The 11737-nt window shown below is 63.2% G+C and carries 13 protein-coding genes; 6 read left to right on the forward strand and 7 right to left on the reverse strand.

Annotation, left to right across the window (positions count from 1 at the left end):
- Positions 1-103 precede the first annotated feature (103 nt).
- On the forward strand, positions 104-370 hold the full coding sequence (locus ABVQ20_RS16880; RefSeq protein WP_354460645.1) for a hypothetical protein: 267 nt from the start codon (positions 104-106) through the stop codon (positions 368-370).
- A gap of 232 nt (positions 371-602) precedes the next feature.
- On the opposite strand, the gene ABVQ20_RS16885 is transcribed toward ABVQ20_RS16880, so the two are convergent.
- A complete protein-coding gene (locus ABVQ20_RS16885; RefSeq protein ID WP_354460646.1) occupies positions 603-1259 on the reverse strand; it encodes a ThuA domain-containing protein in 657 nt (218 codons plus the stop codon).
- Positions 1260-1495: 236 nt separating this feature from the next.
- Between ABVQ20_RS16885 and ABVQ20_RS16890 the strand changes: the two genes are divergently transcribed.
- A complete protein-coding gene (locus ABVQ20_RS16890) occupies positions 1496-1996 on the forward strand; it encodes a VOC family protein (protein WP_354460647.1) in 501 nt (166 codons plus the stop codon).
- Here the strand turns inward: ABVQ20_RS16890 and ABVQ20_RS16895 are convergent.
- The 5 genes from ABVQ20_RS16895 to ABVQ20_RS16915 all read right to left on the reverse strand — a co-directional run bounded on the left by ABVQ20_RS16895 (position 1993) and on the right by ABVQ20_RS16915 (position 6901).
- Positions 1993-2790, reverse strand: coding sequence for an IclR family transcriptional regulator (locus ABVQ20_RS16895; RefSeq protein ID WP_354460648.1), 798 nt, complete (start codon positions 2788-2790; stop codon positions 1993-1995). The two genes, ABVQ20_RS16890 and ABVQ20_RS16895, sit on opposite strands and share 4 nt — an antisense overlap.
- A gap of 236 nt (positions 2791-3026) precedes the next feature.
- Positions 3027-3830 carry an ABC transporter permease gene (locus ABVQ20_RS16900; protein ID WP_354460649.1) on the reverse strand — a complete coding sequence of 268 codons (804 nt, stop codon included), beginning with the start codon at positions 3828-3830 and terminating at the stop codon, positions 3027-3029.
- A gap of 1 nt (position 3831) precedes the next feature.
- Positions 3832-4743, reverse strand: a complete 912-nt coding sequence (locus ABVQ20_RS16905; protein ID WP_354460650.1) for an ABC transporter permease — start codon at positions 4741-4743, stop codon at positions 3832-3834.
- A 4-nt stretch (positions 4744-4747) separates the two neighbouring features.
- Positions 4748-5800, reverse strand: coding sequence for an ABC transporter ATP-binding protein (locus ABVQ20_RS16910; RefSeq protein ID WP_354460651.1), 1053 nt, complete (start codon positions 5798-5800; stop codon positions 4748-4750).
- 54 nt (positions 5801-5854) lie between these two features.
- Positions 5855-6901: an ABC transporter substrate-binding protein gene (locus ABVQ20_RS16915; RefSeq protein WP_354460652.1), complete on the reverse strand. Its 1047-nt coding sequence runs from the start codon at positions 6899-6901 to the stop codon at positions 5855-5857.
- Positions 6902-7117: 216 nt separating this feature from the next.
- On the opposite strand from ABVQ20_RS16915, the gene ABVQ20_RS16920 reads away from it, so the two are divergent.
- The 4 genes from ABVQ20_RS16920 to ABVQ20_RS16935 all read left to right on the forward strand — a co-directional run bounded on the left by ABVQ20_RS16920 (position 7118) and on the right by ABVQ20_RS16935 (position 11027).
- Positions 7118-7513 carry a hypothetical protein gene (locus ABVQ20_RS16920; RefSeq protein ID WP_354460653.1) on the forward strand — a complete coding sequence of 132 codons (396 nt, stop codon included), beginning with the start codon at positions 7118-7120 and terminating at the stop codon, positions 7511-7513.
- Positions 7506-8150 (forward strand): 4-carboxy-4-hydroxy-2-oxoadipate aldolase/oxaloacetate decarboxylase, encoded by a 645-nt coding sequence (locus ABVQ20_RS16925; RefSeq protein ID WP_354460654.1) that lies wholly within the window; start codon positions 7506-7508, stop codon positions 8148-8150. Before ABVQ20_RS16920 ends, ABVQ20_RS16925 begins: the two co-directional genes overlap by 8 nt.
- 65 nt (positions 8151-8215) lie before the next feature.
- Entirely contained in the window at positions 8216-9853 is a 1638-nt protein-coding gene (locus tag ABVQ20_RS16930; RefSeq protein WP_354460655.1) for a GMC family oxidoreductase, read from the forward strand.
- The gene (locus tag ABVQ20_RS16935; RefSeq protein WP_354460656.1) at positions 9840-11027 is read left to right on the forward strand and encodes a serine hydrolase domain-containing protein; all 1188 of its coding nucleotides are present in this window, start codon (positions 9840-9842) and stop codon (positions 11025-11027) included. The genes ABVQ20_RS16930 and ABVQ20_RS16935 overlap by 14 nt, the downstream gene beginning before the upstream one ends.
- 323 nt (positions 11028-11350) lie before the next feature.
- Here the strand turns inward: ABVQ20_RS16935 and ABVQ20_RS16940 are convergent, their stop codons facing one another.
- On the reverse strand, positions 11351-11701 hold the full coding sequence (locus ABVQ20_RS16940) for a RidA family protein (RefSeq protein ID WP_354460657.1): 351 nt from the start codon (positions 11699-11701) through the stop codon (positions 11351-11353).
- Positions 11702-11737: the final 36 nt, after the last annotated feature.

Raw genomic sequence — 11737 nt, forward strand, 5'->3', positions numbered from 1 at the left:
CCAGATCGCGCGAAGCGAACTGGCAAGCAAGCCCACCGACCGCCATCTATTCGCAGTCGCCACTCAGCGCACGAGCTTCGCGATTTCCGGCCCCTATCAGGACGTGCTCGAATGGGCCCGCACCGCAAAGACGGGGGTTCAATTCTTCGCGCGGCTTGCGCTCAAGGGCGTGGCCAGCGACGCGATGCGCAGCTTCGCCCAAACCTTTCGCGCCAATCTGGTCGCCAAAGGTGTAGCTGATGACGACGAGGCGGTCTGGAGCATCATCCCGCGGTTACTGATCCTGGAGTTCGACTTCGAGTCAGGCGCGCCGCAGGCCCGATCTCATGCGGTCACGATAGCAAGGCAGGTGGCGCTCGAAACGCTCTGATCAACAAGGCACGGGTATCCGGTTTAGCGATTCAGGAGTGCTATGGCGTAGACGTGGTTTCTTCCGGTTCCCTACGGTCCGCCCTCAAGAACGTCTCGATTGTCCTATCGTCAGTTAGACACGAACGCCGCTTCTACGCTCCGATCACCAAGGTTGCGAAGGTACCGGCATAACCGTTCTGCGCCTGAAGCGGGCATTCCCGTCTTCAGCGCCGCGCAAATGAAAGTTCCATCTAAAGCCGAGACTTCGTGCGGCTAGCCCAATTCAGCCCCCGCCGTAAGATAGTACTCATGGACTGGTTGTCGAATTCCTCGGGCACGTGGCCAAGCGCGCTGAAGAAGACCCGGCCGCTGCCGAACGGCTTCTTCCACACCGTCGGCATCACGACGCCTTCGATCCAGGGATAGTCCTCGCCGGTGAAGCGGGTGGTCGCCAGCACCTCGTTGGCCGGATCGACATGCATGTAGTACTGCTCCGAATGATATTCGAAGTCGGAAATACCAACCATGATCGGATCGTCCGGGCGCGCATTCTCAACCGTGTACCGCGTTATTCCGCCGGGCTCGGACACATAGGCGCCGCCGACCATGTAGCGGAAGCGGTCGTTGTCGCGGAAGCCATCGGCCATGCCGCCATGAAAGCCGCCGAGCCCAACGCCCGACCAGATCGCCAACCAAAGCCGCTTCGAGGTGTCGACGCTCATCCGGCCCACCGTCCAATTCGGCACTATGAGGTCATAGCCGGCGAGGTCTTCCCCGTCATAGGCATCGAGCGTTTCGCTGTGCGTCACGGCAAATCCGTCTTGCTCGAGCATGGACCGGACGCGCTCGCCGGCTTCGAACGCACGATGCGGCGCGTAGCCCCCGGAAATGATCAGACACCGCCTCATGCAACCCTCTCGCTTTTGATTCCTCTCATAGCGAGACACATATATCTATATGAACAACAATTGTACCGAAATTTCCGAGCCATGACATCGAAATTCGCCAATTACGAGCGCTATCGCGGAAACGGCCTCATGATGGCGTATCTTTTAGAACAATAATCGTTGATATTTTTTTATCAGTGCGCGATGTTGCCCCGATTTCAGCCGGCAAAAGCCGCAACACGCCTGAGGAGCGCACGATGAGCCAACAATCGCAGTCAGCCACGCTGAACCATGTCAGCATTCCCGCTTACGATCTTGCCGAGTCGGAAGCGTTCTATCGCGAGGTGCTCGGATGCGAGCGCGTGCAGGCGCCGAATTTCGGTTTCCCGGTATGCTGGATGCGGCTGGGCAATTTGCAGCTTCACCTCCAGCAGGTCGGTCCGTCCGCCGGCGTGCGCACCTACCAGCATTTCGCGGTCGAGGTGGCCGACTTCATGGGCGCCTACCGGGCGTTGCGGGCGCGAGGCGCCTTCGAGGAAGGTACGCGCTATGCCGACCTGTGGCTGCTGCCGTCGGGCGAATTGCAGATGTTCGTGCGCGATCCCTCGGACAATCTGTTCGAGATCGACCATCCCGATGCCACGCAGCTTGACCTGTCAGCCTTCGAGACCCCTTTGCGCCGGCTGGAGAACGAGCAGGAACAGTCACAGCAGAACAGGCTTGCCACCCTCTTCCTCTACCGCAAGGCGGCAGCCTAGACGGCAAGGTTCGTGGTGATCTCGTTTCCCATCGCCTGGATGGAATGGATCAGATGCTCGAACTTGCCGGGCTCCGCGCCGACCAGCGCCGTCACGCAGGTAATGCCGATCGAGGCGACCGGAATGTTGTCCTTGCCGAAGATCGGGCGGGCGACGCATGTCAGCCCCTCATGCGTCTCGTTGGCGTCGATCGCATAGCCGCGCTCGCGCGTGACCGCCAGGTCGATGCGCAGCGCATCGGCGTTCATGATCGTATTACCGGTCAGACGGACGAACTCGATGTTGTTGATCAGCGTCTCGCGCTGCTCATGCGGCAGGAAGGCGAGCACCGCCTTGCCCACGGCGGAACTGTAGAGCGGCTCCAGGACACCGATGCAATGGCGGATCGAGATGATCGAATCCGACAGCGCGAAATCGGCCAGCAACACCCTGTCGTTGACGAACAGCCCAAGATGCGTGGTCTGCTGGGTGATGCTGGCCAGCCGTTGCAGCTGGTCGTGGAAGGAATCGATCAGCCGCGTCTTCTCGCGCAGCCGCGACGCCCAGTAGTAGATGCGCCCCCCGACGTCATACTCCTTGGTCGTGGTGTCCTTGCGCAGGAAGCCGCGATGCTCGAGCGTCTGCAAAAATCGGAAGGCGGACGCCCTATCCATGTTGAAGCGCCGCACGATGTCCGACAGCTTGAGCGGCGCCGGCGCCTCGATGATCTCGTCGAGAATGCGCAGGCCCTTTTCGAGGCTCTGAATGTGGCCGGCCGGACTCTCGACCTCATTCACGGGGTTCGGATTGTCCAACATTGTCTCCCGAAAGTTTGATTATCAAACAATGGAATAGGCTGTCGACCCTCACCTGTCAAACGAACATTCCGGGCGCTCGCCTGGTCAAGCCCGGTGCAATTGCTGGCAGCAGGAGCACGCGATGAGCCAGATCCTCGGTCCCGGTCGAGCAGCGCGCTTCAGGAACTTATAGTCTTCTCAAGACAACAATTGTTTCTCGACGGCTTCGACAATGCACCTGAAGCGATGCGGCCTCAGGCCCTCAGCGCCGCCGCACCCTTGCGCAGGATGACGATGACCGCAACTGTCGCGACCACCAGCAACACCGTCGACACGACGGCGATCGTCGGGTCGATCTTGTCGCGCAGCGCGGTGAACATCACCTTCGGCAAAGTTGCATTGTTGCCCCCGGACACGAACATGGCCACCACCACCTCGTCCAGCGAGGTGACGAAGGCGAGCAGGCCGGACGCGACGATCGGACCGCCCACCTGCGGCAGCACGACACGGAGCCAGGCCTGGTGCCAGCGTGCGCCCAGGCTGCGCGCGGCGCGTTCCTGGCTGAAATCGAACTGGCTGAAGGCGGCGCTCATCACCACGAACACCACCGGGATCGCAAGCGCCACATGGCCAAGAACCAGGCCGGTCATGGTGCCGACCATGCCGATGCGGGCCAGCACAAAGAACAGGCCGATGGCGATGAGGATCGAGGGGATCACCGCCGGCAGGACAATGAGCCCGCTGACCAGAAGCCGCCAGCGTTGGCTCAGCTGCATGGCGCCATAGGCGGCGAAGATGCCGATGGGCACGGACACCAGCGTGGTCAGCGTGCCGGCGGTCAGCGAGGCGCGTGCCGCCTGCGTCCAGGTGATGGACTCCAGGAAATACCGGTACCAGCGCAGCGACAGCGACGGCGGCGGAAACGCCAGGAAATCCGACGACGAGAACGACATCGGCACGACGATGAAGGACGGCGCCGCCAAGAACACGACCAGCAGAATGGCAAGCAGCCATTTCAATCGCTCGACCAGCGGCGTTTCCTCGAACCCATCAAACATGTCAGCTCCTCTGCCGGGAAAGCAGGACGCGCTGGACGCCGTAGCTCAGCGCGAACAACAAGGCCGTGAACACCAGCAGCAGCACGCCGAGCGCGCTGGCGGCGCCCCAGTTGGAATAGTTGGAAAGGCTGCGCGCGATACGCATCGAGATGACGTTGACGTTGCCGCCGCCCAGGATGGCGGGGGTGACGTAGAAGCCAAGGCTCATCACGAAGACGAGGATCGCACCGGCGGCAATGCCGGGCGCGGCCAGCGGCAGGAAGATCCGGCGATAGGTATAGGACCGGGACGCCCCCATGCTAGCCGCGGCGCGGATCAGCGCGCGATCGATGTTGCGCATGGCGCCCAGCACCGGAAGGATGAAGATCGGCAGCATGATGTGGGTCATGCCCAGCACCGTGGCGAAGTGGTTGAACGCAAGCTCCAGCGGCGCCTTGGTGATGCCAAGCCCCATCAGCATCGAATTGACGATGCCGGTGCGCTGCAGCAGCACCAGCCAGGCATAGGCCCGCACCAGCAACGAGGTCCAGAACGGCAGCAGCACCGCCGCCAGGAAGATCACCGAGCGCCTCGGCGGCAGGCCGTTGATGAAGGTTGCGAAGGGCACGCCGATCAGCACGCAGGCCGCCACGGTCGCCAGCGCGACCTGGAAAGTCGTGACGAAGATGCGCGCATAGCTCGCCCCGTCAAGGATGCGCTGGTAGTTCTCGAAACTCGGATTCCCGTCCGTGCCGAAGGCCGACAGGAAGAACAGCCAAGCGCAGGGCACCAGCACGCAAAGCGCCACCACCGCCAGGCAAGGCAGGGTGAAGGCGAAGGAGACGAGGCGCTCCAGCCTGGCGTCCCACGCCAAGCGCCCATCATTGTCGGCTTGCGCCGCAGAATGCGCGACGGTCGGGTTCAGGGCGGACATCCTCCTACACCTGCAGGAAATGCACGCGGTCGCGCCGGACGTGCAGGTCGATGGGCTGTCCCACCTGAAGGTCGGCGACCTCGGCGCTGAAATGCTTCTGCGCACGCGCCGTGATGGCCTGACCGCCGGCAAGGTCGACCTGCAGCAGCCAGCTGTCGCCCTGGAACACGACGCCACGCAGCAGGCCGGCGACAGCGAGCCAGCCGCTTTCGTCGCCGCTTTTGGCGAGGCAGAAATCCTCGCTGCGCACCATCAGCGCCCGCGCCGAGGAAGCCACCGTGCCGAGATCGCCCGAGACAACGCCGCGCGCTTCGGCCAGAGGCAAGATGGTCGCCTCGCCGATGAAGCGCGCGACGAACTCGTTGGCCGGCCGCCGGTAGATGGTTTCCGGACTGTCGAGCTGCACGATCTTGCCCTTGTCCATGACGGCGACACGGTCGGCGATAGTCAGCGCCTCGCGCTGGTCATGGGTGACGTAAAGCGTAGTGATCTGCAGCTTGTTGTGCAGTTCGCGGATTTCGATCTGCATCTCCTCGCGCAGGATCTTGTCAAGTGCCGATAATGGCTCGTCCATTAGGAGCACCTTGGGCTCGAACACGATGGCGCGTGCCAGCGCCACGCGCTGGCGCTGGCCGCCCGAGAGTTCGCCGATTCGCCGCGCCCCGTACCCGCCAAGCTTGACCACGTCGAGCGCGGACGCCGCCCGTTTGCGCGCCGCGTCCTTGGGCACGCCGCGAACCTCCAGCGGAAACGTCACATTGGCCATGACGTCCATATGCGGGAACAGGGCGTAGCTCTGGAAGACGACGCCGAAACCGCGCTGGTTGGCGGGAAGCCTGACGATGTCGCTGTCGCCGAACAGGATCCTCCCGCGATCGGGGCGGATGAAACCGGCGACCGCCATCAGCAGCGTGCTCTTGCCCGAGCCCGAAGGGCCGAGAATGGCGACGAACTCGCCGGCCTCCACCGCCAGGCTGACATCGTCGAGGGCGCGGAAATCGCCATAGGTCTTGGACACGGCCTCGATGCGGACCGATTCGGCGGAACGACTGCTCATATGACCTGTCTGGCTGGGGGTGGAGGCCGGGGAAAGAAGCATAGAGGACGGTGCCTACTCGGTCATCATGTCTTCGAACAACTGCTGGACGTGGTCGTTGTTCTTAGCCCACCAGTCGATGTCCTGAACGATCATCGCGCCCGAATTGGCAGGGCTCGTCGGCAGCACGGCCTCGGCTTCCTTGCTGATGATGCCGGTCTTGTAGGCGCCCTGGTTCAGCGGACCGTAGGAGACGTATTTGGTGAGGCCGGCCTGCGACTGCGCCGACGACATCTCGTTGATCATCTTCATCGCCTCGGCCTTGTGGGTCGAGCCCTTGGTCACGGCGAAACAGTCATAGGTCAAGACGCCCTGGTTATAAGTGTAGTTCACCGGGCCGCCGGCTTCCTTGGCGGTCTGGAAACGGCCGTTCCATCCGGTGGTCATGTCCACCTCGCCGTCCTTCATCAACTGGCCGTGCTGGGCGCCGGACGACCACCAGACGGAAATATTGGGCTTCAGCGCCGCGATCTTGGCGATGGCGCGCTTGATGCCGTCTTCGCTGCCCAGCACCTTGTAGACGTCCTTGGGCGCGACGCCGTCGGCCAGCAGCGCCATCTCGACCTGCGCCTCGGCATCCGAACGCATCGAGCGCTTGCCCGGAAACTTCTCGACGTTCCAGAAGTCGGCCCAGCTCGAAGGCGCTTCCTTGGCATAAGTCTTGGTGTTCCACGCCATCACAGCCGCGTAGCCGTAAATGCCCACGCAATAGGGCGCTGCCGTCCCCGGCAGGAAGCCCGAAGCATCGACGGCCTTATAGTCGATCGGCTCCAGCATGCCTTCGGACCCGGCGATTGCCGCCTGATAGCCGCTCATGATGATGATATCGGTTTTAACCGAGTTGGAACCGACCTCGAGCCGAAGCACGTCGAGGGCGTTGTCGGCCGTCTCCTCTTTTACCTGGAAGCCGAGCTTCTTGGCGGCCGGCCCCCAGAGCACGGCCCGCCCGCCTTCCTGTACGGCGCCGCCGGGCGTGTTGAGCGTAAGCGTCGCCTCCTCGGCGAACGCCGTTCCGGCACACGCCGCCGCAAGGATGCCAGCAGCCAATATCGAACCACGCATAGATCGTCTCCCATTCTTGTTGTGGTCGGCATCTGTTGTTTTTAACACAACATATATGCCTGACATCCCGATGAAAAGCCAGACAGTCGCACATTGTCAAGCGGTTTCGATCGATTTTCGCGGCTATTGCCTTTTTTTGTTCTCATAAAACAATTTCTGTTGATCGAAATTGCGACTGACGATATGGCCTGTCCTGACCAAGGAGGACGGCGGCAGATGAGTGACGGCGAGGCGAAACTGATCAATCTCGCATTCCGCGTCGGCAGCGTCGCCGAAGCGGAAGCGCTGGTCGAAAGCACCGGCGGCTGGTCGAAGCGGGCCATGCACGACATCGATGGCGAACAGTTCCTGGAGGCTCGCTTCGGCGGCATCAGCATCAATTTCTTCGAGACCGCGCTCTATGACGCAAAGAGCCAGCCCCCGGGCGGCGGCTTCCTGCATGCCAGCTTTGCGGTGCCGAGCCTCGCTGCCATTCTCGAAAATCCCGACTGGAGCGCCAGGCTGATCTGGGGTCCCTCGACGATCCGTGGCGGCTTCGGCCATCGCCGCATCGCCTTTTTCGAACCCCTGCCCGGCTGCCGCATAGAATTGATGGAGGAAATCGATGATTGAGGCATCGCACCTACAGGTCTTCGCCCGCGCCGGCGCGGCCACCGTCTACGAGGCCCATGGACGCATCGGCGACCTCGATCCAGCCTTGCGCGCCATGGTGCCGGGCTTGGCTGTCGCCGGTCCGGCCTTCTGCGTGCAGTGCGAGCGCGGCGACAATCTGGCGCTGCACCGCGCGGTGGCCGAAGCCGCAGCCGGCGACGTTATCGTGCTGGCGGGCCACGGCGAGGCCTGCGGCTATCTGGGTGACATACTCGCCGAGGCAGCGGCGTGCCGCGGCATTGCCGGCGTGGTGGTGGACGGCTTCGTCCGCGACGCGGTGGAACTGACCAGGATGCGCTTTCCAGTCTGGGCCAGAGGCCTCGCCATACGCGGTGCGACCAAGATCCATGCCGGATCGATCGGCGCTCCGGTGCAATGCGGCGGCGTCGGCATCGCGCCCGGAGACCTGGTCGTCGCCGACGATGACGGGGTCTGCGCGGTTGGCCGCGCCGATATCGGCCGCGTCTTCGAAAGCACAAGAAATCGCCTTGCCCAGGAAGTCGCGATCCGCGACCGGCTCCGCCAGGGTGCGCTGACGCTGGACCTTCTCGATCTTCGCAAATATCTGTCGCCCACCGGCGAGGAACAGCCGCGCTGATGGTCTGCCGCGGCTGTCGCCGGCCATCCACATACCAGTCCCGTTCGTGTCCGAGGTTGTAGACGATGCCTGATGCCCACAATGCCCTCCCGTTGGACGGCGGCCCCTATGACTTCATCGTCATTGGCGCCGGTTCGGCCGGTGCGGTGCTTGCGGCGCGGCTCAGCGAAAGCGGGCGCAAGAAAGTGCTGCTGCTTGAAGCCGGCCCCAGGGACCTCAACCCCTGGATCCACCTGCCGATGGGCTATTCCAAGCTGTTCACCGACCACCGCTACAACTGGATGTATGAGAGCGAGCCTGAGAGCGCCCTGCAGCAGCGTGTTCTCTACCAGCCGCGCGGCAAGGTGCTGGGCGGATCCAGCTCCATCAACGGCATGATGTATGTGCGCGGCAACGCCCGCGACTTCGACGACTGGGCCAAAGCCGGTTGCGACGGCTGGTCCTATGACGACGTCCTGCCCTATTTCCGCAAGGCGGAAGACCAGTCACGTGGCGCCAGTCCTTGGCACGGTGTCGGCGGCCCGCTGAAAGTGTCCGACCAGTCCTTCGACCACGAACTGCCGAACGCGCTCTGCGCGGCGGCGGCCGAGGCCGGGTTGGAGCGCAACGACGATTTCAACGGCGCGGCACAAGACGGCTTCGGCTACTACCAGATGAACATCCACAAGGGCCGGCGCTGGAGCACGGCGCGCGGCTATCTGGCGCCGGCACGCAAGCGCGCCAACCTCAGGATCGTCACCGGCGCCAGGGTCGAGCGCATCGTGGTCGAGGATCGCGTCGCCACCGGCGTGTTGTTCAGCCGGGGCGGGCAAAGGCGGACCGCGACCGCCGGCGAAATCATCGTCTCGGCGGGCACCATCGCCTCGCCGCAACTGCTGATGGTCTCCGGGATCGGCGCCGCCGCGCCTATGAAGTACCTTGGCATCGACTGCGTCCACGACCTTGCGGAAGTCGGCCGCAACCTGCAGGACCACACCTGCATCCAATTGATGTTCCGTTGCACTCGGCCGATCACTGTCAACGACATCGCCAACAGCCTGGTCAGGCGCATCGGCGTCGGCATGCAATATGCCTTCACCCGCAAGGGCTACCTGGCCGAGACCGGCATCTATGTCGGCGGCTTCGCCCGCAGCGACGACACGCAGGATCGCCCGGATGTCCAGATGGCAATGGCGGCCTGGAGCGTCGGCGAACGCACGGCCAAGGGCGCCAAGCCGCATCCGTTCTCCGGTTTCAGCTTCAGCCCCGAACACGTCAATCCCGATGCGCGCGGCACTGTCACGCTACGCTCGGCCGATGCCATGGCGGCACCGAAAATCAGCTTCAACTTCTTCCAGACCGAATATGACATCCGCGCCATGACCTTCGGCATCAGGCTGGTGCGCAGAATTTCCGAGCAACCGGCCATGAAGCCCTATGTCGCCTCGGAACTGCAGCCGGGCAAGGATGTTCGGACTGACGACGAGATCCTCGACTTCATCCGCCAGAAGGCGGGCTCCGACATCCACGCCGTCGGCACCTGCCGGATGGGCGCCGATGCCGGCGCGGTCGTCGATCCACGCCTGCGTGTCAACGGTATCACCGGCCTGCGCGTGGTCGATGCCTCGATCATGCCGCGCATCGTGCGCGGCAACACCCATGCCGCCGTGGTCATGATCGCGGAAAAGGCGGCGGACATGATCCTGGCCGATGCGCGATCCTGAACCCGGGCACTTTCGCCGGCCCAAGGACCTGTCGCTGGCCAACTGGGACCGCGCGCCGCATAATCGCTGGACCTACCAGCACATAAGCGACTTCCTGCCCACGGGCCCGATCGCCAGCGGAGAACCGATGGCGCTCATGGCGGCGGACACCGGCCTCGACCTCGCCGCACTCACCTTCACCGACCATCGCGGCGACAGGGTAAACGCGGCCGCCGCGCTCGACGGCTCATGGACCGACGGCTTCCTCATCCTGCATCGCGGCCGGATCGTCCTGGAGGACTATCGGAACGGCATGCGTCCCGGCAGCGTGCACCTGACGCAGTCGGTCTCGAAATCGGTCGTGGCGGCGCTGGCCGGAATCCTTCATCACCAGGGTTGTCTCCCGCTGGACAGGTCCGTCGCGGCCTATGTGCCGGAACTGGCGGCCTGCGCTTATCGCGACGCGACCGTCAGCCAGTTGCTCGACATGACCAGCGGCGTGCACTTCCCGGAGGACGTGGCCGACCCCGTCTCCGGCATCGGCCTGATGGATATCGCGGTCGGCTGGAAGGCTGCGCCGCCCGGCACTACAAGCCCGAGAACCGTGCGCGAACTGGTCGCCTCGCTGCGCCGCCTGTCGCGCCCGCATGGCCAGGAGTTCGAATACCGGTCGATGGAAACCGAAGTGCTCGGCCTTTGCATCGAGGCCGCCACAGGAAGAAGGCTCGCGGATCTCGTCTCCGAACTGATCTGGCGGCCGATGGGCGCCGAGGCCGACGCGAATTTCGCTGTGGATCCCGAAGGATACGCCATCGCCGATGGTGGCCTGTCGGCCAGCCTGCGCGACCTCGGCCGCTTCGGACTTGTCTATGCTGAGGATGGCTGCGCGAACGGCAGGCAAATCGTGCCGGAACAATGGGGGGCGCAGACGCGCGCTGGCGACGCCAGCCTATTTCCAGAGCGCTATCGCGCCGACCGCCCCAACGGTGCCTATCGCAATCAGTTCTGGATCGCCGATGTCGACGCGCCAGTTATCCTCGCCCTCGGGGTCTATGGGCAGATGATCTACATCGACCATCGGCGGGATTTCGTTGGCGTGAAGCTGTCGACCTGGCCGCGGGCGATCAACCCGTCGATGCGCATCGACATGCAGAACCTGATGGGCACGATCGCCGACAATCTCAGTTCGGCGTAGAGGCGATGGAACACTTCGGGTTGCGGCTGAAATTTCGGTTGCCAGTCGACCTCCGGGTTGGGTGAGAAGCCGAGATCGTTGAGATCGTTTTGAGGTTTCTTTCCGGAGCCCATGGGCTAAGTCGGACGCCACGAGCGGTCATGCCTACAGGCGACATCGAACGGCCGACATGGCCGCAAGCAGAAAGTCTGCTTTTCCAATAGTTGATCTACCAAGGTGCCTTTTGCGTCCGCTTGAGATCAACGGCTTGCGGCGCAGAATTAATGCCCGTCGAAAGGGTAAAGGAGTTGGTCGACGGGTCTAACGCACTCGCCAGCTTCGGATCAGATCGATGCAGTAAACTGAATCTCTATGCGAATCTCGGGGAGCGCGAAGCTTGCCCCGACGGTGGCGCGCGCCGGGGGCTCCGCGCCGTCGAGCCATGTGACCCAAGCCTTATTCATCGCGTCGAAGTCCTCGACATCCCTCAACCAGATCTGCGCAAACAGCAGCTTCGACCTGTCCGCGCCAACCCTTTCAAGAAGCGTATCCGCCGTTTCCAATATTTGCCTCGTCTGATTGGACGTATCGGTGTTCTTGTCGTCGGCCGTCAGCCCTGAAAGATAAACGGTTCCATTGTGAACGACGATCCGGCTAAGGCGCTCGGTCTTGTCAAGCCTCAGGATTTTCGTCATGGCGCGGGGCTCCAGATACATTTCCCAAAAGGAGGC

This window comes from Mesorhizobium shangrilense (assembly GCF_040537815.1).
GTDB classification, from domain to species: Bacteria; Pseudomonadota; Alphaproteobacteria; order Rhizobiales; family Rhizobiaceae; genus Mesorhizobium; species Mesorhizobium shangrilense.